25 protein-coding genes are annotated in these 25,643 nt (G+C 42.8%); 17 read left to right on the top strand and 8 right to left on the bottom strand.

Annotation, left to right across the window (positions count from 1 at the left end; genetic code table 11):
- Positions 1-105: 105 nt before the first annotated feature.
- The 3 genes from lolA2 to AC1DUD_RS15570 are packed head-to-tail and all read left to right on the top strand — an operon-like array spanning position 106 to position 1,686.
- Entirely contained in the window at positions 106-729 is a 624-nt protein-coding gene (lolA2, locus tag AC1DUD_RS15580; protein ID WP_477375878.1) for a flexirubin biosynthesis/transport protein LolA2, read from the top strand.
- Positions 692-1,327, top strand: coding sequence for a flexirubin biosynthesis protein LolB2 (gene lolB2 / locus AC1DUD_RS15575; protein ID WP_477375876.1), 636 nt, complete (start codon positions 692-694; stop codon positions 1,325-1,327). The genes lolA2 and lolB2 overlap by 38 nt, the downstream gene beginning before the upstream one ends.
- Positions 1,327-1,686 carry an ApeI family dehydratase gene (locus AC1DUD_RS15570; RefSeq protein WP_477375874.1) on the top strand — a complete coding sequence of 120 codons (360 nt, stop codon included), beginning with the start codon at positions 1,327-1,329 and terminating at the stop codon, positions 1,684-1,686. The genes lolB2 and AC1DUD_RS15570 overlap by 1 nt, the downstream gene beginning before the upstream one ends.
- A 235-nt stretch (positions 1,687-1,921) precedes the next feature.
- Here the strand turns inward: AC1DUD_RS15570 and AC1DUD_RS15565 are convergent, their stop codons facing one another.
- On the bottom strand, positions 1,922-2,509 hold the full coding sequence (locus tag AC1DUD_RS15565; protein ID WP_477375872.1) for a DUF308 domain-containing protein: 588 nt from the start codon (positions 2,507-2,509) through the stop codon (positions 1,922-1,924).
- 114 nt (positions 2,510-2,623) lie between these two features.
- Positions 2,624-3,220, bottom strand: coding sequence for a Crp/Fnr family transcriptional regulator (locus tag AC1DUD_RS15560; protein WP_330862077.1), 597 nt, complete (start codon positions 3,218-3,220; stop codon positions 2,624-2,626).
- 169 nt (positions 3,221-3,389) lie between these two features.
- Between AC1DUD_RS15560 and AC1DUD_RS15555 the strand changes: the two genes are divergently transcribed.
- A complete protein-coding gene (locus AC1DUD_RS15555) occupies positions 3,390-3,563 on the top strand; it encodes a hypothetical protein (protein ID WP_477375869.1) in 174 nt (57 codons plus the stop codon).
- A gap of 114 nt (positions 3,564-3,677) precedes the next feature.
- Positions 3,678-6,101 (top strand): TonB-dependent receptor domain-containing protein, encoded by a 2,424-nt coding sequence (locus AC1DUD_RS15550; protein WP_477375867.1) that lies wholly within the window; start codon positions 3,678-3,680, stop codon positions 6,099-6,101.
- A 56-nt stretch (positions 6,102-6,157) separates the two neighbouring features.
- Here the strand turns inward: AC1DUD_RS15550 and AC1DUD_RS15545 are convergent, their stop codons facing one another.
- The gene (locus tag AC1DUD_RS15545; RefSeq protein ID WP_477375865.1) at positions 6,158-6,466 is read right to left on the bottom strand and encodes a hypothetical protein; all 309 of its coding nucleotides are present in this window, start codon (positions 6,464-6,466) and stop codon (positions 6,158-6,160) included.
- Positions 6,467-6,753: 287 nt separating this feature from the next.
- Here AC1DUD_RS15545 and AC1DUD_RS15540 point away from each other — a divergent pair, with 287 nt between their 5' ends.
- The 3 genes from AC1DUD_RS15540 (at position 6,754) to AC1DUD_RS15530 (ending at position 8,665) form a co-directional block, all read left to right on the top strand.
- Positions 6,754-7,080, top strand: coding sequence for a nucleotide pyrophosphohydrolase (locus AC1DUD_RS15540; protein ID WP_477375863.1), 327 nt, complete (start codon positions 6,754-6,756; stop codon positions 7,078-7,080).
- Between the two features lie 116 nt (positions 7,081-7,196).
- Entirely contained in the window at positions 7,197-8,081 is an 885-nt protein-coding gene (locus tag AC1DUD_RS15535; RefSeq protein ID WP_477375861.1) for a DUF4349 domain-containing protein, read from the top strand.
- 170 nt (positions 8,082-8,251) lie between these two features.
- Positions 8,252-8,665, top strand: coding sequence for a hypothetical protein (locus AC1DUD_RS15530; RefSeq protein WP_477375859.1), 414 nt, complete (start codon positions 8,252-8,254; stop codon positions 8,663-8,665).
- A 365-nt stretch (positions 8,666-9,030) separates the two neighbouring features.
- Here the strand turns inward: AC1DUD_RS15530 and dapF are convergent, their stop codons facing one another.
- Complete coding sequence (gene dapF, locus AC1DUD_RS15525) at positions 9,031-9,816, bottom strand: diaminopimelate epimerase (RefSeq protein WP_477375857.1); 786 nt, start codon at positions 9,814-9,816, stop codon at positions 9,031-9,033.
- A gap of 181 nt (positions 9,817-9,997) precedes the next feature.
- Here dapF and AC1DUD_RS15520 point away from each other — a divergent pair, with 181 nt between their 5' ends.
- Positions 9,998-11,536, top strand: coding sequence for a Do family serine endopeptidase (locus tag AC1DUD_RS15520; protein WP_477375855.1), 1,539 nt, complete (start codon positions 9,998-10,000; stop codon positions 11,534-11,536).
- A 949-nt stretch (positions 11,537-12,485) separates the two neighbouring features.
- Here AC1DUD_RS15520 and AC1DUD_RS15515 read toward each other — a convergent pair.
- On the bottom strand, positions 12,486-13,427 hold the full coding sequence (locus tag AC1DUD_RS15515; RefSeq protein WP_477375853.1) for an NADP-dependent oxidoreductase: 942 nt from the start codon (positions 13,425-13,427) through the stop codon (positions 12,486-12,488).
- A gap of 105 nt (positions 13,428-13,532) precedes the next feature.
- Between AC1DUD_RS15515 and AC1DUD_RS15510 the strand changes: the two genes are divergently transcribed.
- The 7 genes from AC1DUD_RS15510 (at position 13,533) to AC1DUD_RS15480 (ending at position 21,230) form a co-directional block, all read left to right on the top strand.
- Positions 13,533-13,916: a (deoxy)nucleoside triphosphate pyrophosphohydrolase gene (locus AC1DUD_RS15510; RefSeq protein WP_477375851.1), complete on the top strand. Its 384-nt coding sequence runs from the start codon at positions 13,533-13,535 to the stop codon at positions 13,914-13,916.
- A gap of 102 nt (positions 13,917-14,018) precedes the next feature.
- The gene (locus AC1DUD_RS15505; protein WP_477375849.1) at positions 14,019-15,596 is read left to right on the top strand and encodes a hypothetical protein; all 1,578 of its coding nucleotides are present in this window, start codon (positions 14,019-14,021) and stop codon (positions 15,594-15,596) included.
- Between the two features lie 24 nt (positions 15,597-15,620).
- Complete coding sequence (locus AC1DUD_RS15500) at positions 15,621-16,397, top strand: HNH endonuclease (RefSeq protein ID WP_477375847.1); 777 nt, start codon at positions 15,621-15,623, stop codon at positions 16,395-16,397.
- A gap of 582 nt (positions 16,398-16,979) precedes the next feature.
- Positions 16,980-17,663 (top strand): DUF6134 family protein, encoded by a 684-nt coding sequence (locus AC1DUD_RS15495; protein WP_477375845.1) that lies wholly within the window; start codon positions 16,980-16,982, stop codon positions 17,661-17,663.
- Between the two features lie 24 nt (positions 17,664-17,687).
- Positions 17,688-18,326: an RNA polymerase sigma-70 factor gene (locus AC1DUD_RS15490; protein ID WP_477375843.1), complete on the top strand. Its 639-nt coding sequence runs from the start codon at positions 17,688-17,690 to the stop codon at positions 18,324-18,326.
- A complete protein-coding gene (locus AC1DUD_RS15485; RefSeq protein ID WP_477375841.1) occupies positions 18,323-19,315 on the top strand; it encodes a FecR domain-containing protein in 993 nt (330 codons plus the stop codon). Before AC1DUD_RS15490 ends, AC1DUD_RS15485 begins: the two co-directional genes overlap by 4 nt.
- 163 nt (positions 19,316-19,478) lie before the next feature.
- Positions 19,479-21,230, top strand: coding sequence for a carboxypeptidase-like regulatory domain-containing protein (locus AC1DUD_RS15480; RefSeq protein ID WP_477375839.1), 1,752 nt, complete (start codon positions 19,479-19,481; stop codon positions 21,228-21,230).
- A 578-nt stretch (positions 21,231-21,808) separates the two neighbouring features.
- On the opposite strand, the gene ypfJ is transcribed toward AC1DUD_RS15480, so the two are convergent.
- Complete coding sequence (ypfJ, locus tag AC1DUD_RS15475; RefSeq protein WP_477375837.1) at positions 21,809-22,657, bottom strand: KPN_02809 family neutral zinc metallopeptidase; 849 nt, start codon at positions 22,655-22,657, stop codon at positions 21,809-21,811.
- 116 nt (positions 22,658-22,773) lie between these two features.
- On the bottom strand, positions 22,774-23,469 hold the full coding sequence (locus AC1DUD_RS15470) for an SIMPL domain-containing protein (RefSeq protein WP_477375834.1): 696 nt from the start codon (positions 23,467-23,469) through the stop codon (positions 22,774-22,776).
- 368 nt (positions 23,470-23,837) lie between these two features.
- Here AC1DUD_RS15470 and AC1DUD_RS15465 point away from each other — a divergent pair, with 368 nt between their 5' ends.
- On the top strand, positions 23,838-24,383 hold the full coding sequence (locus tag AC1DUD_RS15465) for a YciE/YciF ferroxidase family protein (RefSeq protein ID WP_477375832.1): 546 nt from the start codon (positions 23,838-23,840) through the stop codon (positions 24,381-24,383).
- A gap of 55 nt (positions 24,384-24,438) precedes the next feature.
- Here AC1DUD_RS15465 and AC1DUD_RS15460 read toward each other — a convergent pair whose 3' ends face one another.
- The gene (locus AC1DUD_RS15460; protein ID WP_477375830.1) at positions 24,439-25,620 is read right to left on the bottom strand and encodes a hypothetical protein; all 1,182 of its coding nucleotides are present in this window, start codon (positions 25,618-25,620) and stop codon (positions 24,439-24,441) included.
- Positions 25,621-25,643 lie beyond the last annotated feature (23 nt).

Here is a 25,643-nt window from a genome sequence, read left to right as displayed (position 1 = left end):
TGGCAGGGGTGTGTTTCTCCGTTGTTTATTAACGAGGTGCAGAAACACACCCCTCCACCCCTCTCAAGAGGGGAATCGCACAAGCCTCTGCTTTTTAAATTGGCAATGATTTTCGTTGCTTTCCTTTGTCTCACCATTACCGCCCAAGCCCAACACGCCGGCTATACCCAACTAACCGATCTCACTAAATTTAAACAGCAGTTTGCTGAAGTTGCCGAAAAAACCAACAGTATTAAAAGTGATTTCACCCAGGAAAAAAGCCTGAGCATGCTGTCGGAAAAGATCACCTCCAAAGGAAAATTCTGGTACCGGAAAACCAATATGTTGCGAATGGAATATACCCAACCATTCAGCTATCTCATGATCCTGAACAAGGATAATGTATACATCAAGGACGGCCAAAAGGAAAACAAGGTATCTACCCGATCCAACAAAGTGTTCAAGCAGATCAACAAAATTGTGGTGGACTGTATTCAGGGAACAGCCCTTAACAGCGGCGATTTCAAGTCCGCCGTTTATGAGAACAAGGGCACCTATTTGGTTTCGCTCTCGCCAGTTAACAAACAGCTGAGTGAGTTTTTCAAAACCATTGAAATTACTGTGGATAAAAAAGACTATTCCGTAAACACCATCGAAATGCTGGAAGGCTCGGGCGACAGCACAACCTTGCATTTCACCAATAAAGAGATCAATGCCAATATCCCGGATGCGCTTTTTGCTATTAAGTAACTGCCTGCTGATCCTGGCAAGCTGCTCGTCGATTTATAAAAATCTGAAACCGGCAGAGGGCGACTTGCGCAGTATCAAAAAATTTGCACCTGATTTTACCAATGTACTTTACAAAACCGAGGTGGACGTAATTGGCGGTCATCATTTAAGCGGCCTGCTGCTTATTAAAACCCTGCCCGATAAAAGCGTACGCATGGTGTTCAGCAACGAGATGGGTTTTAAATTCTTTGATTTTGAGTTTAAGCCCGATGGCGGCTTCAAGGTATATTACATCATTAAACAAATGGATAAGCGCCCGGTAATCATTACCCTGCAAAAAGATTTTGAACTGGTGATGATGCGCAAACAAAATCCTTCAACCGGTTATATGCGCAAAGATGATAACTACCTGTACTACGTTTTTCCGCAGGAAAAGGGCGCAAACTATTATATCACCAATAAAGCGGGAACGGAGTTGATCCGCATGGAGCGCTCGTCGGATCGTAAACCAGTGGTACAGGCCATTATGGGCGAGATCCATGATGGTATCCCCGATACCGTCGGCATTAGTCATAAAAACTTTAAATTTAACATCGGCCTTAAACGCCTCAAACGATAATGCTCAAGGATACTTTTTTTAGTTTCACTCCGCCTGTGGTTAATGATGCCTTACTTAAAACCACCATCACCCTTAATCCCGCACATGATATTTTCAAAGGGCATTTTCCGGGCAATCCGGTTGTGCCCGGGGTTTGTATGATGCAGATAATTAAGGAGGTTCTTGAAGATCATCTCGGCAAAAAACTACAGTTAATTAAGGCGGATAATATTAAGTTTTTATCGTTTATGGATCCTAACCAACACGGGCAGGTTGGGTTGGAGATAAAGGTTAATGTTATTGATGGGATGATTAAGGTCGATGCACAGTTGGTGAATGAAGGGATTGTGTTTTTGAAGTTTAAGGGCGTGTTTGATTAGTAAAAGGCTAAATATCATAAAAAACTGTCATTTCGAAACGAGGAAGGAGTGAGAAATCTTATACCTCCTGCTTTACGGCTTTACGTTTAGGATTTTCAAGGCGAATAAGATTTCTCTTTCGCCCCAACGCTAAGGCCTGCCCTTGCTCTATCGAAATGACAACGGATTATAAACAAAAAAGCCCTTGGTTTACCAACCAAAGGCTCATCAATCACACTAAATCCCTATCAATATTTTAAACCTGTAAAGTCTGCTTTGTGCTTTTACCCAGCCTGATAGCAGCCAGTAAATAATAAAAAGCGCCAAAGGCCGAATATCCCGCCAAATTCACTATCCCCATATTAGGCGAATGGGCCATGGCTATAAATGACACACCTGCAATCATGGACTGACCGCCGCTTAAGATCATTGGCCATTGGCCGCCAAATTCTTTGCGCCTTTTCAAACCAAGCACAAGCTGGATTAAGCCGGTTAATAATGCCCATGCACCAAATACAATTAAAGCAGCAGGTACGCCTTTGTTAATGGCAATAGCTACGGCAATAGTGGTAATAATACTGATAGCTGCATTGGTATATTGTGGCGTTACCGATGTACCATTACCCTGGTTGGCACGGATATCCAGAAAAGTACCCACAACATCCCATAGCGGATAGATCACAAGCAGCACTGTCGCCACACCCAATGAATTTTTGGCTAACAGGGATACCAATATTACCCAGGTAACAGAAAATGCTACCCTTATGAAATATAGTTTGCTCAGCTCGCGGGCTGTTTTTACCGCAGCTGATGTTTCAATGATCAATGTTTTATTTGCTGACATGACTTTCAATTTTTATTTCGTTTTGTTTGATGAAGCAAAGGTGAGCACAAAACGCGGCAGCAATTTTCACTTAGGTGAAAACCGGAAGGGTCATTTGTCAGCTGAGTTTCGTTTTTAAGGCTTTGGTTGTGATAAACGCTTCTTGATACGGGTAAGCGATGGGTTTTTGATGCCCAGGTAGGATGAAATATGATAGGCAGGAATGCGGTTAACGATGTTGGGATGCTGGGCTACCATCTTTAAATAACGCTCTTCGGCGGTATTGAACTGGAACTCTTCGGCACGGGCCTGCGAGTGGTTGAAAAACAGTTCGGCAATGAGGCGACCGAAACGTTGCCAGCCGGTTGGTGTGGTATAAAGGTACTGGAGATCGTTGTAGTTAATGGAGATGATCTCGGCATCTTCCATCGCCTGGATAAAATAGGCACAAGGGTACTGGTTTATAAAGCTCCGGAACGATACCAGGAATTGACGTTCCGAAAAAAAGTAGATATTCTTTTCTTCCTGCGTTTCGGGATGCACGTAGTAGATCCTGAACAATCCCTTGTTGATCAGCGCCAGATCAGTACATACAATGTTTTGCATGTTAAAGAAATCGCCTTTCACAATTTTACGGGTTCGCCAGTAAGGCATACTGATGTTGATATCATTGCCCGACAGGTCGGCAAATTTGCCAAGCAGCTCGTTCAATACTTCCTGTTTTGATTCCATACTGTTAACAAAGCGTAATTATTCCAAATATCGGCACAAAAAACCACAGCAATTTTCACCTGGGTTAATAACATGACATTTTATTTTCTTATTTTACAATCAAACTAAATTAAATAAAGAACAATCACCAAATCAATCAACATCATGAAGAACATAAAAACATCTCCCCATGTTAGTGAGTTTGATAGAGATAACCCTCTTCCTGACTGCCATTATACTGGCAGTATCCGGTCCGCGAAAAAGCAAAAAGAAGCGAAATAATATCAACCCGGACGCTCGTCTGCGTTCCGAATATCACGTTACCGAAAACGGAGCATTGGAACATGTAAAAAGTGATATTTAAACACTAACCCAACTTCCGGGATAACAACAGTAAATAAAATAGAACCGCCGCTAAACAATTTACGGCGGTTTTTTATTTAATTTACGGCACTATAAACCCAACCCTGCTCCCGGTTTGAAATATATTTACAGCTTTTTATTTTTTAGTTTAGTTTACACCAGCCTGTTTGCACAGGTAAGAATTACCGGTAAAATAACCGACAATTCCAAAAGTCCCGCGGTGCTGGCGGTTGTTAATCTTCAACAGCAAAACTCCGAACAAACCAGGGTGGTACAAACCGACTCGCTCGGCATATTTAGTTTTACTGATGTTGACAAAGGCAATTACAGCTTAACCATTATTTACACCGGTTATCAAAAAACTGAACTTAAGCTAAACTTTCAACGTGATACCAGTTTATCCATTACACTAACCGATAATACCACACAACTGAATGAGGTAACCGTAACCGCCAGCAAGGCCACTGTTGAAAACAAAAGCGATAAACTGGTTTATAACGTTTCAACCAGTGCAACATCGGCCGGTGCAGACGCGCTTACTGTGATTGGCCGGGTGCCGGGTGTAAAAGTTGGCGATAATGACTTGAGCATCGTTGGCAAGGGCAGCGTTAAAGTGATGGTAAATGAAAGATTGGTTCAACTGGCCGGCACCGATCTGCTTCGTTACCTGCGGTCGCTTTCGGCAAGCCAGGTGGCCAGTATCGAGCTCATTAAAAATCCGGGTGCAGCATATGATGCAGAAGGGAATGCCGGGCTCATCAACATTACCTTAAAACATAGCAAAAAGCAGGGCTACTCCGGCAGTGTACAAATTAATGATAAGCAATGGCTGCACAACCCGGCCTCGGTTTACGGAACCAGCAACTATTGGTGGCTGAATGCAAGCGGCGATCTCAACTATAATACCGCCAAGCTATCAGCCTACGCCAGTGTAAACGTAGATCACGACCATGAACTGGAAGGCTTTGAAACCGATATCTATTATCCCAAGCAAACCTGGCTGCAAACGGATACCGGCAATTATCGTTACCACAACTTAAACTTCATTGCTGGTGCCGATTACAGGTTCAGCCCCAAAGTAACTGCCGGGATAAACTACCAGGGCGGCAAAAACACCTACGATGGATCAGACCATGTGAATAACCCGATCATCAACAATGCTACCGGCACTATTGATTCAACGTTAAGAACCTATGCTACCTACCACCCGGTAGCCATCAGCAACGCCGTTAACCTGCACAGCACCATCGGCCTGGATACGGCAGGCGCTAAACTGGTACTCAATGCTGATTATTTTAATTATTACCGTACCGACAGGTCGGACTTTGAGAGCAATACCTACCTCGCAGATGGCTCATTGAACGCTGCAAGCCGGAACCGTTATCATGATACCAATAAACAGAATATCAACATTTACACTTTTAAAGCCGATGCCTTGTTGCCAACCAAATACGCCCGTTTTGCTTTTGGCGGAAAACTGAGTTTTATCAACAACTATAGTAACGCATTTTATTTTAAAAGAGCCGCCAATGATTCGTTAAAATATGATCCGAACCTGAGCAATGAGTTTACTTATACCGAAAACACCCAATCGGTTTACGGCAGCATCAACCGAGAGGACGGCAAATGGAAATATCAGGCAGGATTAAGGGTGGAACGCACCGAAACCAAAGGCTTTTCGCACACACTTAATCAAACTACTATTAACAATTATACCAGACTGTTTCCATCCGCAACGGTTAGTTACCAGGCCGGTGTTGACCACAGTCTCTCGCTAAATTTTGGCAGGCGGGTGAACCGGCCAACTTTCTGGAACCTTAACCCTTTCAAAAGCCTGTTCACAGCCTACAGTTATGGCGAGGGTAACCCCTATCTTCAGCCCGAATACAATACCAATTTTGAGCTTTCGCATACTTACAAAAACAGGCTTACTTCGGCCATATTTTTGAATGTCACCAACAGTGGGTTTAACAACGTTACCATTGCCCGGCCGGATACCAACCTGGTTTATACCACGCCGCTCAATTTTATCAAAACCTACCGGGCTGGCATTTCTGAAAATTACTCGATGCAATTACTAAGCTGGCTTGACAATAACAACCAGTTCACCTTTTACCATACCGATGCCAAATCGGCCATAAGCGCGGTAAAAAACATCAGCGGTTTCGGCGCTTATATCGCAACCAACAATAACATTTACTTTAATGCCGATAAAAGTTTTTCAGGCGCGGTAAATTTCTGGTACCAGTTTCCGGAGATAGATCATATTGGCCGCAGTGATGCCTACTATAAACTCGATCTCGGTCTTAAAGCGTCTATACTTAAAAAGAAGATAGATGTTTCATTTGTGATGAACGATGTTTTCAGGAGCAGCGCTTCGGCAGTTACTACTACCGTTAACGGGATAAAGCAAAAGTACACCAACTTCCAGATCAACCGGTACGCCTTGCTGGGCATCAGCTACCGCTTCGGCAACAGTCAAAACAAAGCCGAAAAACTGGATACCGGCAACCAGGATGAAAAAGGGAGGGTCCATTAAAAACAAAAAAAGGAGCCATAGAAGCTCCTTTTAAACAATCATAAAACAAAACAAGGTTACATTTTACCTGCAGTATCCTTGCCCATTTTACCTTTAGACATTTTATCGTGACTCATTTTACCTGAGCTCATCTTGTCTTTTGACATTTTATTGTGGCTCATCTTATCAGCCCCCATTTTGTCTGAAGCCATTTTATCATGGCTCATTTTGTCTTTACTCATCTTGTCCTTTTTCATTTTACCGGTATCGCTAAGCGCAACAGTATTATGCGAAGGAACTAATGTTTTAGCCTGTACGTTAGCCGCAAGACCGGCGACAGTAAAAATGGCGATAAGGACGCCTGAAATAATTGATCTGATTTTCATGTTTCGTTTTTTAGTTATTTCCCGGTTGGTCGGATAGGAATGCGAAACCTTACAAAGTATTTTTATTTTATTTTCAATACCCGGGGAAATCGCTTTTAAATACAAACGATAAATCAAAAATTTCTACACGAATTTGAATCAACTTAAGATTCGTGTAATTCGATTAATTGTGGAGGGCTTGCAAAGCATTTGTGTAGAAATTTTTCGGCTGAGATTAGTAAAAAAGGCCGGATCCAAAAAAAATTGTGAAATTCGTGCGCATTCAATTCTTACACAAAAACTATTTTATGGAGATCAGCGAGGCACAGCAGCTTGTAGATAACTGGATAAAAACAACGGGCATCAGGTATTTTAATGAGCTCACCAACACAGCCATTTTAATGGAAGAGGTTGGGGAGGTAGCCCGCATTATGGCCAGGCAGTACGGCGAGCAATCGTTCAAAAAATCAGATACGGAAGTTAACCTTGCCGATGAAATGGCTGATGTACTTTTTGTTCTCATTTGCCTGGCTAATCAAACCGGGATCGACCTCACCGAAGCGCTGGTAAAAAACATGGATAAGAAAAGTATCCGCGATGCAGAGCGGCATAAAAACAATGAAAAATTGAAATAGTTAAAATTAAATTTCAATAATTTCACTTTTTCAGAATTTAATTCTGTTTATTTTAAATTTTAAACAATTTAATAAGGCAGCCATCGTTTAATCTAAAACAATTAAACAGCCTTATTATGAAAACCTATTTTATCCTATCGGTAAGTTTTTTGCTTGTATTTACATCATGCAAGCATGAAACGGAACAAAAAGTAAGATTGACCAACGTTGAGTTAGTCCCTCCTGCACCCGCCGAGGAAAAAAGCATAGCAGCAGCCGATCAACTGGAAGATGCCAGCATTGCTAATAAAGCACCGGCACCTCCCCCCTCCATTACCGATACCACCAAAAAAATCATCAAAGAAGGCGATATCCGTTTTGAAACGGGCGATCCAAAAGCGGCCAGGCAAAACATTGTTTCATTGCTCAAAAAATTAGGCGGCTACCTTGCCGAAGAAAATGAAACCAACAGCGGTGAAACCAATCAAAAGGAATATAGCCTCAAGATCAGGATCCCTTCCAAAAACTTTGATGCATTTTTAAACAGCCTAACTTCCTCCACAGATCATATCGACTCAAAAATCATTCACATCAGGGACGTAACTACGCAGTTTATTGATGTTCGCGCCGAGATCAGCGATAACAAACAGTTGGAACAGCGTTATTTACAATTGGCTGCTAAAGCCACAAAAATGACCGACCTGCTTGCTATTGAAGATAAGCTTGCCGCTATTCGCACAGAAATTGATTCGGCGCAGGGCCAGTTGAATTATTTAAGCAGCCAGGTTAGTTACAGTTCGCTGGATATCAGCTTTTACACCAGGAAGAGCGGCGAAGTAAACACGGGTGACAATTTCAGCTATAAGTTCAAAAAATCACTGATTGACGGATGGGAGGTAATGCAGGACCTGTTCTTTTCCATCATAGCCCTTTGGCCATTGATACTTGCGGCTTTAATTATCTACCCATTGATCGTCCGCTGGAAAAAACGGAGGAAGGCAAATGCCTCGGCAGAAGCATAAAAAACTATCGCTAAGGTTAATATAGTATTGAAATTATAAAAATCTAAATGGTAAAAGGAATTAACAGATGAAGATTTATTAATAAGGGTAGAGTTCTTATTAAATTATTTAATAAATGCTTGACAAGTAGAAATTTAACAACTAATTTTAAACACCCTAATTAATTAGTCATGATCCGTGTACGGTCTAAAGTTGTACTGTTGGTTGCTCCTCATGTAGTTGGCCTTGATGTATTGCCCAATAACAAGGTTTTTAAACACATTTCAATCACCGCGGCTATCTTTCCGGCAATACATGATATTAAACCCAACCTGCTTATACTTGATTACGATCATCTTGTCAATGATATAGAAAAAATTCTCCGTCGTTTAAGCACAAACCCCTCCTATAAAAGCATTAAGATCTGCTGTTATAAAAACAAGTGGCATTCTAAAGTTGATCCCTTCCTGAAAACATTAGGTGTTGACCATATTTTTTATGCCGAAGACATGAAGGAGGAAGCCTCCAGGAAAAACGTCTTTGACGCTATCGGCAGTGTTATAATGGATGGGACGTTTTTTAGCTTGTTGAAACCGGTGCATTAATAGTTTCTCAACGCAAAAACATCTCCACCACGTCATTGAGAGGCACAAAGCATTCGCAAACTATACAGGGTTAATTACATAGTTGTTCTGCCAATCGGGAATTGCTCCGTACCTTATAATGACGTGATTGTAAGTTACTGATTGTTAAGTGCATTTTTCGGTCGATTTATAAAATATGGGCGTTGCCTGCGGCCGTGCTATCCGCTCATACTGCACAAGGCATTAGCCACAAGGCCGGTATCCGCTACTATCACTAACGCGGCCCCCGCACACCATTGCTGAAATATATTTTATACGTCATCGCGTTTTTTTCAGGTTTTCCCTGATGCTTACTCACAATGACGGGAAGTAATAATACTCGTTTCTTAAATCACTACCTCTCCTTCAAAAACTTTCACAGCGGGCCCTTCTAAAAAGATCTCTGTAAAAGCTTTACCATCGTAATCAAAACGAATATTGAGGTTACCGCCTAATACTTTTATAGGGGTTGTGATATGGCCGGTTTGTTGCTTATGCCGCGCCATGGCTAATGCAACGGCTGTTACGCCTGTACCGCAGGCAAAGGTTTCATCCTCTACCCCACGCTCAAAGGTGCGTACGAAGTAGCCTTCTTCCATCGGCTCAACAAAATTTACATTAATGCCGTTTTTACGATATGTGGCATTGTTGCGGATGGCGTGGCCTTCCTGGTAAACATTGCGCTGCTCAAGCCCGTCAACCAATTTCACATAGTGGGGCGAGCCGGTATTTAGTACATAGGCATCGGCATCGGTACTCACTTCGTTTACGTTGATCATTTGCAGACTCACCCAATCGCCTTCGTCTGAAATTTTGGCATAATGCGGACCATCTACAGCCAAAAATTCAGTTTCGGATTCAATAACGCCTAAAAATTTGGCAAAGGCCACAATACAGCGACCACCATTGCCGCACATGCTGCTCGGCTGACCATCGGCATTGTAATAAACCATCTCAAAATCGTACCCTTCTTTGTTTTGCAGCAGCATGAGGCCATCGCCCCCGATACCGAAACGCCTGTCGCACAGGCCCGAAATCAGCTTAGGATTATGATGATCAACGCTATTGTCACGGTTATCAATCAAAATAAAATCATTTCCTGCGCCCTGGTACTTATAAAAATGTAACTTCACAATACTATCCCTTTAATATCAATCTCTTAACCTTAACAAAACCCGTGCTAACAATTAAAATGACCGATGTTTATGCATTTAACAAATTTTAACAAAAAACGGGATAACTTATCATTGATTATCTCGTCTATATGGTATTAAATTTGATCTGTAAACTTAATAATAAGAAAGGCAAAAATAAATGAAAAAGATAGGTTTAACATTATTAACCGCTTTTGTTGGAGGGGCGATGGCCTTGGGCGTATACAAGGTTATCGAAAATAAGTACTCAGACAACATGAGCTTTGAGGACAAACAAAAAGTATATTTTACAAGTAATCCGTCAACCCCGGTTTCATCAACCGGCGATCTGGATTTTACCCAGGCAGCAGCTGTAGCTACCCCGGCGGTGGTTTATATCCGCACTACTTACAGCAGCAAAGCCAGTGGCGGTGGCGGTCAGGATCAGCTGGAGCAGATGTTTGGCGATATGTTCGGTCAGCGATCACGTCCGCAAGGGCCACAGATGGCATCTGGTTCAGGTGTTATCATTTCGCCTGATGGCTATATCGTGACCAACAACCACGTAGTTGAAAAGGCCGATAAAATTACCGTTGCCACTAATGATCACCGTACTTTCAGCGCCAAAGTGATAGGCACCGACCCAAGTACAGATTTGGCCCTGATTAAAGTTAGTGCTACCAACCTGCCTATTGTAAAATTAGGCAACAGCGATGAGGCTAAAGTTGGAGAATGGGTATTAGCCGTAGGCAACCCTTTTAACTTAACTTCAACCGTTACAGCCGGTATCATCAGCGCCAAAGGCCGTAACATCGGTATCATTGGCAGCGAAGATAATTCGGACGAAAACCCGTTCGGTCGCACCCGTAACCAGTCCGCCCCTAAATTGAACAAGGCTATCGAGTCGTTCATTCAAACAGATGCGGCCATTAACCCTGGTAACAGTGGCGGCGCATTGGTTAACACCCGTGGCGAGCTGATCGGTATTAATGCTGCTATCGCTTCACACACCGGCTCATACGAAGGCTATGGCTTTGCCATCCCGGTTAACCTGGCTAAAAAAGTATTGAACGATATCAAGAAGTTTGGTACTGTAAAACGTGGCTTTGTGGGTGTTACTTTCACCGAACTTAATCCCGACAATGCCCAGAAACTTGACGTAACAACCACTAACGGTTTATACGTGAATGACCTTGTACCCGGCGGTGGTGCCGAGCAGGCAGGTTTACGCAAAGGCGATATCATTGTTAAGGTTGAAGGCAATCCGGTTTATGAATCATCTGATCTGCAGGAACGTGTAGGCCGTTTACAGCCTGGCGATAAGATCAACGTTACCGTATTGCGCGATGGCAAGGATAAAGATTTCGCGGTGACGCTTAAAGGCGATGCCGTAGCACCGGCAAACCGTACCGCTGCAAGATCCAAATCGGCCGAAGAGTTGTTTAACAAATTAGGAGCAAGCTTCCACGCTTTAACCCCTGCCGAAAAAGCAAAACTGCGCGTTAACGCAGGTGTCCTGGTAACACAGGTACGTGAAGGCGGCTTGTTTGACGCAGCCGAAATACCCGAAGGTGTAGTGATCACCAGCATTAACAAATTGCCGATTACCAGTATCGATGATATTGACAAGGCAATTGTAAAACCGATACAAGGCAACATTATCATTGCCGGTATCTACCCGGATGGATCGCACTTCAGTAGCGCGTTCCCGGCTCAATAAGCATTTTTTTTAAGTGATTTTGCATATGAAACCCCGACTGTAATGGTCGGGGTTTTGTTTTTTATCAGGATTGATTATTCCAAAGCGTAGGACTTGTGCGATTCCCCTCTTGAGAGGGGCGGAGGGGTGTGTTTCTGCTTTGATAAGTCAATCGCATAAACACACCCCAGCCATCACACATTTCCGCCGCGCCCCCTCTCAAGAGGGGATTTTAAATGCCTTGCAGTAATTAACTTACATCGTCGCCCTCTTGGCCGGGCGGGGGCCAGTTACTTTACCTTAGATGCAAAGTAACCAAACATCAAGACAAAAAAATGCTTCACCCCGCAGGCCATACTCCCTGGCCCGCTTTTTTGTCGGGCCGACGCGCTTTTGTTTTGCCGAATTACAAGATGATCTGATTTCATTAAACCATCATAAAAACCATGTCCTTGCGAGGAGCAGCCGGGAATGTGCCAAGGGGCGACGTGGCAATCGCATACTATACAGGGCGGCCATGCTTCCGCGCGGTTGCCACGCTGCGCTCGCAATGACATAGTTTTTATTATTCTTGTTTCCTGGCTCTTACTGTCTTGCTTCTCTCCCCCTCCCTCCCCGTCAGCGGGTAAGCTTCGGGCGAAAGCGGGCAGAACAATGGTGGCCTTGTGCGAAGGATGGGGCATAGCAAGTTTTTGCAGAAGCGAAGGCCTGTGAAGGCAGGGCAAAATAATTGCAGCCCGTGGTTCTGCCCGATTTGCAGGGCAAAGACCTTGTGCGGCAAAGAAGCCTATCTGCTGACTTGACTTTTTGGTTACTTTTGTGTCAAGACAAAAGTAACAGCCCTCCCGCGGCAATTGAGCGGGCCAATGTTAGTTAAATACAACTAAATATTATTAAGCGATAGCGCAGCGCTTTACTCTGCACTGCACACAGTTACCACACTATCGCTCAACAATGACATTTTTTATAATTAAAACGCCAACACCACTTTGCCAACAGTCCTTCCACTTTCCAATTGCAAATGCGCATCGGCCATTTGCTCAAACGGAAATACTTTGGGTACATGAGATTTAATGATCCCTTTTTGCAGCAAACCCGCAATGGTTGTCATATTTTCGGCACTTGGTTTTACCAGGATATTGTGACCGTTAATGCCCAGCGCAGTAGCTTTAGGGGTAACCGTTTCGTTCATACCCGAAACAATACTCACGATAGTACCTCCTTTTTTAACAACCTGTAGCGAGCGGTCAATGTATTCGCCGCCTATGGTGTCAAGTACAAAATCGATATTACTGGTAGCGGTTTCAAAGGCTTGTGCTTTATAGTCGATATGCTCATCAGCACCGAGGCTCAGTACAAAATCACGGTTAGCGGCAGAAGATGTTCCGATAACGTATGCCCCCAAATGTTTGGCAATCTGTACGGCATAATGACCTACCCCGCCCGATGCAGCATGGATCAATACACGGTCGCCGGGTTTGATCTGTTCATACGTATGGAAAGCTTGCCATGGCGTAAGTGCAGCCAATGTAGCGGCGGCAGCCTCCTCGTGACTGACGCCTGCTGGTTTAAGCGTAAGCTCATCGGCCTTAGCTTTAACATATTCAGCATAGGCTTTACCGGTTTTCGGGAAATCTATCATGGCGAAAACCTCGTCGCCGGGTTTAAAGTTGGTGACATCAGCGCCAACCTCGGTTATCTCACCCGAAATATCCCAGCCTAAAATAATCGGCGACTCATCCTTAATGCGCCCGGCAACACCTTTTCCCGAACGGGTTTTAGCATCTACAGGGTTTATGCTGATGGCTTTAAGCTTTACCAGCACTTCATCGGCAGCTATAGTTGGTACAGGTATTTCGGCAGGCACAAGGTTTTCAACCCCGCCAAAGCCTTTTAAAATTATTGCTTTCATATTTTGATGTATTCGTTTGGTATACCAAAGTTATGCCACTGTAAATAAAATAAATGCTATAAATGAGGAATATTGATTTTTAAACAGAAACCCTATCTTAGAAACGTGATCAAAGTAACATGCGCTATTATTGTTGATGCCGACGGACTTGTTTTTGCCGCCCAACGGAGCGCAACCATGAGCCTGCCTTTAAAATGGGAGTTCCCCGGCGGTAAAATTGAACCCGGCGAAACCGCCGAAGCCTGCCTCATCCGTGAAATTAAGGAGGAGCTTAATGTAGAGGTGGAAATTGTAGCTTCCCTGCCTGCCAACACGCATCAATACCCCGGTGTTACTATACAATTGATCCCTTTTGTTTGTAGGCTTATTTTAGGTGAGATTATACTTAAAGAGCATCTTGATTTCAAGTGGCTAGCTAAAGATGAATTGTTAGCTTTGGATTGGGCGGAGGCGGATGTGCCGGTGGCTGAATATTATTTGGAGAATTAGCAACAAGCCTTCTGTTACTTTTGTCTCCTTTATTGCTGTATTAAATCGAAAACAATACTGTTTTTGACTATTTCTTTATCTTGCAATTCCAATTTTAATATTATGCCTAAACCCTCATTAACCTTTATCGACCAAGAAGCTGTAAAAAAGGATTTTAAAACCCACTTAGTTGACGATTCAAATAAAAGAATACTTTTTTCTGCCCGATTTGGTGCAGGAAAATCAACTTTCCTAAAGCACTTTTTCGAGGACGAAGAAATTGCAAAATCATATCTAACATTAAAATTGTATCCTGTCAATTATTCAATTGCTCATAACAAAGACGTATTTGAATTAGTTAAATATGACATTATTTACGAGTTACTATCAAAATATTCAGATAAAATTGACCTAAAAAAGGATGATTATTCAAATTTGTTGCTTGGGCAGATGTTTCTTTTACATGGCTTTAAAATTGATCCTCTAATTAAGTCTGTCTTAAAAATCACTAATCCAGAATCAGAACTGTATAGCGAAATAACAGACAAATTATTGGAGATTTTTAAACAATATTCAGCATATAAAGATGAAGTGGTAAAAGATAATAGTAGAATGCTGATGCAGTACATAAAGCAATTAAGACATCATAAAGGATCTCCTCATGAATATGACGATATATCGGAATTAATAACGACGATGCTTGAAAATATCGCTAAAGTAGAAGCAGATAAAGGTGTGGACAATGAGAGTGAAGTTGATGTGAAAGTTGGCGAGGGTGGCGACGAAAAGACACTTCAAACTGTATTGATAATCGATGACCTTGATAGGTTAGATCCCGAACATGTCTTTAGGCTATTTAATATATTTAGTGCTCATTATGATAGCATTTATGATGAAAATAAATTTGGCTTCGACAAAGTAGTTTTCGTTTGTGACTACAATAACATAAGATTGATGTATGAGCATAGATATGGTAAAGGCGTTGATTTTAGCGGATATATAGACAAATTCTATTCAACGAAACCTTTTTATTATGATAATAAAATCTACGTAAGAAGCTTATTACTCACCATATTTAAAAACAAGCCAATTATCCTTCCACCTAAGAGGAGCGATGAATTACAACCGGGGCGAAGCGTATTCTATTCGGCCTTTGAATACCTCATAAATGCATTATTTGAAGTCGGGGCGATAACATTAAGGAATCTTGAGCAATTCGAGTCCTATGATTTGCCCACTTACAAAATAATTGCTGGAAAACAAAGCCATCAATATTTTGCCTCAGATTTTCCTTTCTTAATACTTATTCATTTATTGAAAAAGCTTATCAATATGGAATCCCTAAAGCATAACTTATTAAACTTAACGGAAAGATTTAATCACAACCCCAATTTTGTGATTACAGATTCTTCTCAAGAACGCATCGAAAATTACTTGATTGGCTCATCACTACATTTTATTATTGAGCCTGACAAAATATTCAACTATGATAGAGTAGAATCGGGCAATGAAAATGGAGTTATAGAATTAAATGGCAAATTGTTACATTATCGTTTAGTTTATAACAGTAGCCGCGAAATTAGAGGTGCAAGCCTAAATTTCATCAATTCGGCTAAGGAAGATAAGACTTATAATCCCAATATCTTCGAATTCCTATTTGATGCCCTTGTCAAAAGTGAAACGTTTACTCTTATTGATTAATTCAACTGAAAATACATTTGCCCCATGAAACAAGGCCAAACACTTTGGACAAAAGATGAGCTAACATTAGCCATCAACCTGTACACCAAATTGCTGTTTGGCCAAATCCATCAAGGCAACCCGTTAATTAAGGAGCTGGCCGGTTTAATAGGCAGAACACCGGGTTCGGTAGCTTTGAAGTTGGTGAACTTTGCAAGTTTAGATCCTGTTTTAAAACAGCGAAGTATTAAAGGCATGAGCAATGCCAGTAAACTGGACAAAGAAGTTTGGGACGAGTACATGCACCGCTGGGATGAAAAGTACATGGAGGGCGAAGTTTTACTGGCTCAGAAGAAACAAACTACGGTAGAGAAGCTATATGCGATTAACCTTGATGAATACCAGGAGCGCGAAGGCCGGGAAGTTATAAGATCGGTTAAGGTTCGTTTGAATCAGTCTATTTTCAGGGGAGCCGTACTTTCAAATTATAACAATCAATGTTGTATTACCGGCATCGCTATTCCAAGCTTATTGGTTGCAAGCCACATAGCACCATGGAGTAAGGACGAGGGCAATCGCTTAAACCCTCAAAATGGCTTCGCCCTAAACGCGCTGCATGATAAAGCCTTTGATAAACACATGATAACCGTTACCGAAGATTTCAAGATCAAAGTTTCGCCTAAGTTTTATAATCAACAGGATGTCCCTGCCATCAAGCAAAACTTTATCGATATCGACGGCCAGCCGCTGCTTGAGCCAAAGAAATTTTATCCCAAAGCGGAGTTTTTGAAATTGCATAATGAAATATTCGCGAGCTTATAAATAGCGAGAGGGTTTTGACTTTATATATAAGCGATTCGTAGCCCCAATCAATTTCGTGTTATCACGAAATTGATTAATAAAAAATAGCTTTTAAATCCCACAATAATGGTGGCGCTATTCTGTCAGCTCCCCAATCCTCCAATCTCACCCAAAATCATTTCCTTCAAAAAACATCAAAAATTCAACCCGCTTCAAAAGCATTAAACGGAACGGTAAAATTCCACTCCAAAAAGTTTTAATAGCTGATTTTCAGTAGCTTAATAGCGTTTCGGTCTATTTGTTAAAACACTGACAATCAACACAAATGGTATTCCAACCCGTTTCGCGTTTCACTCTCAATTTTTGGAACATTGCTGTTTTTATTCAAAAAACCTCAACAACTATTTTCAGTTTTTTGTGGGGAATCAAAAAATTGGGACACCCGATTTTTTTTACTATGTTTGTTATCTATATAACAGATAGACATAGTAGTATTTAATTAATCGAACAAAATAATGCAAAGGCATAGGGGTAAAAGTTTAGAGTGTTGTAATAAAGTAAACGCGTTAAAAGCTTTATTCAATCACTTTAAAATAATTACCCATGATACCCGCATTAATAATTTGGTTATTTAAAAAATATATCCTCCCTTACTTCCGCAACAAAACCTTCCCGGTATTAAAAATATTCGGTCCGCTGAAAAAGGTGGTCGTGGTGCTGGCTTTGTTGTGCTTTGCTGCCGGTGCTTTGGCACAGGAGCAAACGGTTAAATACAATGTGTTGCACAGCGGCAAGGTGGTTGGTCACATGAACCTGTACCAAAAACGCCAGGGCGATGAACTGTACCTCAAAATGATTTCGGAAGTTAAAATGCGCTTCATTTTCAGTGTTAAGGTTGATATCCAGGAGGAGAGCACTTTTAACAATGGTAAGCTTATAAATTCGCTGGTGTGCCGTAATGTTAATGGCTCCGAGAAATGTAACCGCCAAACTAAAGCCGTTGCCTCGGGTTATCAAACTATTGCCGAGGGCAAATGCGGTAAAACAGTTGAGCAAAAGCAAATTGCTGCCAACCTTATGCTGCTGTACTGCCACGAACCCGACGACCAGGCGCAGGTGTACTCTGATAATTTCCAGCAGTTTTTACAGGTTAAGCAGGTGAGCCCTCATGTGTACCGTATCGATCTGCCCGATGGTAACTACAACTTTTACAGTTACACCAACGGCGTGTGCAGCAAGGTTGATATTCACCATTCGTTGTACACCATCCAGATCCAGCTGGCCTGATTGATTTTTTAACATTTGGGCTCTATGAATTTAACGGCCAAACAAGCTATCTTTAGCGCTAACATCTACCTCCTAAAAGTGGAATATAGCGATAGCACGGCCATTGGTTTAATTAAACAGGGAAGCCAGAAGGCTTTTGAACGACTTTTTAAAGATCACTTTAAAAGTCTGCACGCCTATGCCTACACTTTTTTAAAGGATGATGAAATGGCCGAAGAGGTAGTACAAAACGTATTTTGCCGCATTTGGGAAAAACGCGATCAGCTTAAAACCGATGGCAGTATCAAGGCCTACCTGTACCGCTCCGTACATAACGAAAGCCTGAACTATTTAAAGCACCAGAAGGTACGCGCTAATTTCGGCGTTTATTATGCTGATGAAATGGAACAGAACAGCAGCAGCGAACTGGCCTCCAAAAAACTGCTCACTGCCGAACTGCAAAAGCATATTGAAAAAGCCCTGAGCGAACTGCCCGAGCAGTGCCGCATCATTTTTCAGCTAAGCAGGTTTGAGCAGCTTAAATACCAGCAAATTGCCGATCATATGGGTCTATCGATCAAAACTATCGAAAACCAGATGGGCAAAGCGCTGCGGGTAATGCGCCAGAAACTGGCCGAGTTTTTACCCATAATTTTATTGTTATTTATTAATTGGTTTGTATGAGCTATACCGGTATGCCCATAGATGATGATTTGCTGGTGAAATACCTGGTTGGCGAAGCTACGCCTGCTGAGGCTGAAGCTATACAAAACTGGATTGCCGCTTCGCCTGCTAACAGGCAGGAATATGATAATTTTAAACTGATCTGGGATGAGAGCCAGCATATAGCTTCTACTAAAAATGTGGATGAGGATGCAGCCTATCTCCGTCTGCAAAAAAGGCTAAACAATACTGCTCCGGCCGTAGCTCCATCAGCGCAGGTCCGCAAAATGAAAACGAGCTGGTGGATAGGTATCGCGGCATCGCTATTGTTAGTTTGTACCGTGGCCTGGTTAACCATAAGCCACTATTATGACAATAAGGCTATTGCTTTTGTTAAGATAGAAAGTGATGCACAAACCCGCGCGCAAACCCTGCCAGACGGTTCGGTAGTAACATTGAACAGTCATAGCACCCTGATTTACCCCGAAAAGTTTATCGGCAACATCCGCCCGGTTACCATGTTGGGCGAGGCTTTCTTTAAAGTTACGCCCGATAAAACAAAACCTTTCATAATTAAGGTGAACGGTGTAACGGTTAGGGTGGTTGGCACGTCATTCAATGTGAAGAGCCGCGACGGGAAAACGCAGGTAATTGTGGAAACGGGAATTGTTAATGTAAGCGAGAAAACAAAAAACGTAAACCTTAACCCCGGCGAAAAAGTATTGGTCACCGGAAAAGACGGACTGCTTGCCAAGGAAAGCAACAAAGGACGCTTATATAACTATTATATAACCCATGAACTGGTTTGCGATGAAACACCGTTATATGAATTGGTGACTTCCCTGAACGAAGTTTACGGGGCGCACATTGTTATTGGCAATAAAGCTATTGCTAACCTGCCTATTACTACGGTGTTTAAAGATCAGTCGTTAGAGCAGGTATTGCTGGTGATCTCCGAAACGTTTAAAATCAAAGTGGAGCGCGGGAAAAAGGGGATTGTGTTGAAGTAGAGACGCTATCTTACTAAAAAAAAGCGGGACATTACTATAAAACCATGTCATTGCGAGCGATAGCGTGGCAACCGCACGGAAGCACAGCCGCCCTGTATAGCATGCGGTTGCTTCGTCGTTCCTCCTCGCAATGACATAGTTTATTAATATTGAAGAATATTTTATGTTGTATAAACTACATCGTTACCTAAACTATACCATCTGCCTGCTGCTGCTCACAGCCCTAACAGCCCGCGCCGATTCCATCCTTTCCAAAAACATATCGGTACATGTTACCGAAATGCGCCTCGGCACTGTGCTTAAAACCATCGAGCAAAAAGGCAACTTCTACTTTTCATACAACAGCAACATTGTAAAAACCGACAGCCTGGTTACCATCAATGCCGATAACTGGACTATAAAAGAGGTGCTCGACCATATGCTCAGCTACCGCTTTGAATACCGCGAATCGAAGAATTTTATTATCCTGAGATATGCTCCCCTTCAGCTTACCATAGTTACCGATAAGGCCGCAACCGAAGGCGACAACTATAGCATCAGCGGCACCATAACCGATGAGCAAACCGGCCATAAACTGCCCAACGCCAGCGTATACTCGCACGAGCAATTGCAATCGGTACTGACCGATAAGGAAGGCCATTTTGATATCACCCTCCGTAACGAGGGTCAGCCCATCACACTCACTATCAGCAGAGAGTTTTATAAGGATACCACCGTTACTTTCCTGGCCGATGTTACTGTGAGGAGCACCGACACCACACTGAAAAAAAAGAGCCTGCTTGGTTATATACTTAGTGACGATTATTCGGGCGTTGAAAATACTTCGCTCGGCAAGTTATTCCTCTCTACCAAACAACAGATCCAGGCAGCCAATCTCGGCGGCTTGATAGCGCAAGCTCCCTTCCAGGCCTCTGCCATACCGGGCGTAAGTACCCACGGAAATTTCAGCGGACAGGTAGTTAACGTGGTTTCACTCAACGCAGTAGGCGGCTACAACGCCGGAGTCGACGGATTTGAAATGGGCATTATATTCAATTTAGATAAAGGTGACGTAGGCGCCGTGCAAATAGCCGGCATCTTTAACGTAGTAGGCGGTTCGGTAAACGGCATTCAGCTCGGCGGTTTGTATAATAACGTGTTGGGCAACGTGCGGGGCATTCAGCTGGCCCTACTGCACAATAGCGTAAAGCAAAACATGAATGGCCTACAATTATCTGCATTATATAACCACACCCGCGGATCGGTCCGGGGGATTCAATTGGGTGCGATAGGCAATATCGCCGGTAAAAATTCCGACGCTTTACAACTTGGCGGAATCGGGAACATCGCGCAGCAAAAGTTTGGCGGGCTACAGGTTGCAGGATTGTTCAATTATGCCAAACACCTTACCGGTGTACAACTGGCACTGGTAAACATTGCCGATACTTCTTCAGGCTTCAGCATCGGGTTGTTGAATATTATTAACAGCGGTTATCATAAACTGGCCATCTCCACCAACGAAACACAAAACATCAACCTCGCCTTTAAAAACGGCAACAGTAAACTGTACACCGTTTGGCAGGGCGGTATACGGGTTGATGGTAACAGTAAGCTCTATTCTTTTGGATTGGGCTTTGGGCGGGAATTTGGTTTAGGCCGATATTTAGCTATTAATACCGAAATCGGTTCAAGCTATCTATACCAGGGTACCTGGTTAAAAACCAATCAGCTTAATAAGTTCAACCTTGATTTGACTTATAAAGTAAGCCGCAAGTTTTCCATTTTCGCAGGGCCATCTTTAAATTTCCTGTATTCAGATCAGCGTACACCTGTTGATGGCTATGCTTATGTTCGGGATTTGCACCATTCTTTTATAAATGATAACAGGAACTGGAGTGGTTGGGTTGGATGGAGTTTTGGGGTTAATTTGTTTTAAGGCGTCTTTCGGTTTTAAAAGGCTTTGGGTTTTATAACTCACATCGTCGCCCTCTTGGCCGGGCGGGGGCCAGTTACTTTACCTTAGATGCAAAGTAACCAAATATCAAGACAAAAAAATGCTTCCCCCCGCAGGCCATACTCCCAGGCCCGCTTTTTTGTCGGGCCGACGCGCTTCTGTTTTGGGAATTATAAGATGATCTGATTTCATTAAATCCTCCCATTTTTTGTCCTCTCAATTTTATCTTGTTTCTTTTTTTGTCAGCAGGTAAGCTTCGGGCGAAAGCGGGCAGAACAATGGAGGCCATGTGCGGCTGCAGGGGCATAGCAAGTTTTTGCAGAAGCGGGAGCCAGTGAAGGCAGGGCAAAATAATTGCAGCCCGTGGTTCTGCCCGCTTTGCAGGGCAAGGCCTGTGCGGCAAAGAAGCCTCCCTGCTGACTTGACTTTTTGGTTACTTTTGTGTCAAGACAAAAGTAACTGGCCCCGCCCGGCCAAGAGGGCGACGATGTGAGTTGTCTTAAGCAAAAGCTTTTCGTTTCCCTCAACCCCACTAATAAACCATCGATTCAATCTACTAATCAATCCAAATCCCCATTACCAAAAGTATCTCCCTGATTAATATCCCCGGTTTCGTAGCCTTTTTTAAACCAGTACATCCGCTGCGCGCTGGTACCATGGGTGAAACTATCGGGTTCAACATGGCCCTGGGCTTGTTTTTGCAGGCGATCATCGCCGATGGCATTGGCGGCGTTCAGGGCTTCTTCAATATCACCCTTGTCGAGTACTTTTTTCATACTTTGTTCATAGTGTGCCCAAACACCGGCATAAAAATCGGCCTGAAGTTCCAGCTTTACCGATAGTTTGTTGTACTCACTTTCACTAAGCCGGGAGCGTGCCTGATCCATTTTTTGTGAGACGCCTAATAGCTTTTGCACATGGTGACCAACTTCATGTGCTATTACATAAGCCTGGGCAAAATCTCCGGAAGCGCCGAAACGGTTCTTCAGTTCATCATAAAATGAAAGATCGATATAAACCTTCGAATCACCCGGGCAATAAAACGGACCGCTGGCCGAGCTGGCCGTTCCACAAGCCGATTGAACATAATTCCTAAATAAACTCAACCTTGGCTTTTCATACGTTTTGCCCATATCATTAAAAAGCTTTGTCCAGATATCTTCCGTATCAGCCAACACTACACGTACAAAATGCTTGCCTGCGTCTTCGGGGCCATTATTAGCGGTTTGCTCCTGCCGGGGCTGATTGGTTGCAACCTGGTTAAGCACAGCCGACGGATCAATCCCTGTAAAAAAATAAATAGCAGCCGCTATCAGTCCCAGCACACCGCCACCTATGGCTAATCTGCCGCCGCCACCGCCGCGCTCATCATCAACATTATCGCTTTCGCGCCTGCCAAACCATTGCATATGCTCCCCGGCCCCCTAAAGGGGGAGCCTCTAAGCAAAACAATAAAAAAAGCCCCTGTTTGTTTTAACAGAGGCTTCAAATTTTTTTGCTCCCCCTTTAGGGGGCCGGGGGACAATTACTTCACTATCTCAAACACAGCCTGAATCTGGAAGTTCAGCTTAATGGTTTTGAAACTGATATCCGAATCGCCGACATTGCTATCAGCAGATGCTTTGAACATCATAGTGTTTGCGTAAACACGTGGCTGAGGGAAGCTGCTGTTATCGCTTTCGGTAATGTTGATGGCACCACCTAATTTTTCACCAAGGGCAGCTAACAGGTAAGTTGCTTTATCGCGGGCAGCAAGCAGAGCTTTTATTTTAAGGTCACGTTTCAGATCAGCCATTTTTGAATAGTCATAGCTTTCAATATTGGTTGATTGAATTCCTTTAGGATCAATTTTCGACATGATCTGGTTAAACTTGTTCAGATCGCGCACACGCAGACCATATTGTTTGCTGGCCAAAAAATCAGGTGCTTTTTTCTTTTGATAAGTATTGTTCCAGGCCGATACATTGTTCACTGTAAAATCTACAGATGGAATGCCGGCATCTTTAACGGCTTTTTCCAGTTGATCTTCCAGGTCATTGATGGCGATATGTTTCTTGCCGTCCATGTATTCCTGCAGTGATATGGTCACGTTTATAATATCAGGAGTAACTTCCTGTTCGGCAATGCCGGTAACTTCAATTTTACGCCTAAGGTCAACGTTTTGGGCAAAAGCGCCAATGGTAGTTGCTAATAGTGCGGCAAGGATAAATAGCTTTTTCATATGTATTTTATTTGATGGTATGACTAAGGTAACGTGTGTTTAGTTTAATATGTAACAGCAAGGCTACAATTAATTACTAAGCTACTGGTATGCTTGCAAATAAAAAAGGGCTCGTTGGTTTGGGGCGAATAGTCCCGGGTCGGAACCGTAAATTTGATTTGACAACTGGATTCCATAAAATGAGTCACGCTGTGTGCTTTTTAGCACTCAAAGTTGTAGGCGATTAGCATCCCCGCTTTCTGCTGAGATATAAACAGGAGTTCAAACTCCGGCAAATTATCCTAATAATTAATTTAATTTTCAAAAGATGTAAATTTTGGCGCTGTGTTTGCAGTATTTATCTCACAAAAACATTAAATCATCTACCAATGGCAACTACTAAAGTAAAATCACCCGAACAAACTGCCAATGTGCAGGAATCGGCCCTGAATGAATTATTTATTGATGAATTAAAGGACATTTATTGGGCCGAGAAACATCTTTCGAAAGCATTGCCCAAAATGGCCAAAGCGGCAACATCCGATGAGTTACGTTCGGCCATCGAAAACCACCTGGCCGAGACCGAACGCCAGATCGTCCGTTTAGAGGATGCTTTCGCTTCAATAGGTCAAAAAGCTGTAGCTGTAAAATGCGAAGCAATGGCCGGATTGATCAAAGAAGGCGAAGAAATTGTATCCGAAACCGAAAAAGGCAGCATCACCCGCGATGCCGGTATTATTTCGGCAGCTCAAAAAATTGAGCACTATGAAATTGCATCTTATGGTACGCTTCGCACTTTGGCCAGCGTATTGGGATATGATCACGCCGCCGAACTGCTTGATTCAACCTTACAGGAAGAAAAAACATGCGACAGCCTGCTCACCCAAATCGCCGAAGCGGGGATCAACCAGGCTTCTAAAGCAGAAAAAGCCTAACCGTTTATTAGTTTTTTAAGAGCGGTCGTAGGGATTTACTCCTTGCGGCCGTTTTTTATGAATCGGCCTTATATTTAACTTCCGATAACTTATTGGGCTTTAGGTAAAGGTAATCATTCTTGAAATCAAGGATTATGTTAAAGCGCTTTAAAAGACCATTTCCAAAGTAGTTCATTTCAAAGCCTACCGGGTTTTTGCTGCCTAAAATAATTGTTGGCACGTTGGCAACAGGAAACCCGTTGAGCCTGATCAAGGGGACCTCTACTATTTTCATCTGGTATTTTTTGCCGGTAGGGTCACTTATCGTTGAGGATTTGATCAGCTTTAAATCAGTCGGGAAATTATTTCTGGCTACCCAGTTGCTATCCAAAATAATGGACTGATCAGATCCTGTGTCCATCGAAAATTTTCCGGTATATTTTTTACCGCCTATTTCAAATGTCTCGGTAGCATAACCATAAGAATGAATAAACCCGATCTTCGACCGTTCGTACCCTTTTAAACCTTTGGGCATTTTGGAGTAGATGATAATACGGTTGTTATCATAATCAACCTCTACCTGCTTGCCTTCAAACAGGTTCCAGCCAAAACGGCCGTCCATCCCGCGCGAGGTCAAGCCCGTAGGCAGTATCTCCTGGTTACGCCAAACAGCCGTGCCCATTTGCAGTTTTATAACCTTGTTCAGCTCATTAAAATTAGGTTTTGCGGTACCGGCCAAAACCTCGGCTTGGTTAGGCAGCAGCTTTGTTCTTTTTAAAATGGCATCCCTCGTTAAATGAAAATCGAATGAACTTACATCAAAATGTAGGTTTAAGGTATCAGTATCGTTCATAACAGCCTTTACCGCGATAGCGCTGTATCCTGTAAGGTTAAACGGGATAGTATCGTTTTTAGCAGCATCCTGTTTACCCATCGGGGGGATAGCACTTGCTATCTGCGTATAGCACGAATCCTTGCCGTTAAGCAGGATAATGAAATTATATCGGGTACCGGGTTTAACCTTTACCCTTATCGAATCGATATCGGTATAAAAAGTAACCCATTTTGTTGCCCGTGTCCTGTCGGCTGTATAAACATCCGGTCGCGTTTTGGGTGAGAGCGACCAGGCATTTTTATCTAAAAATCCACCATCGTTTATGGCTACTTTTTTCGATGTCGCCTTAATCACAGGCAGTTTTGACTGACCAATAACAAGCTTGTCCGGTAACAGGCAAATAAGCAGTAAAAGATATTTCATTGTTTTCATGAGGTAAGATGCTT

The sequence above is a fragment of the Mucilaginibacter sp. P4_A11 genome (assembly GCF_056402535.1).
Note: the sequence above shows the minus strand (reverse complement) of the source record. Positions and strands in the feature narration are given on the sequence as shown.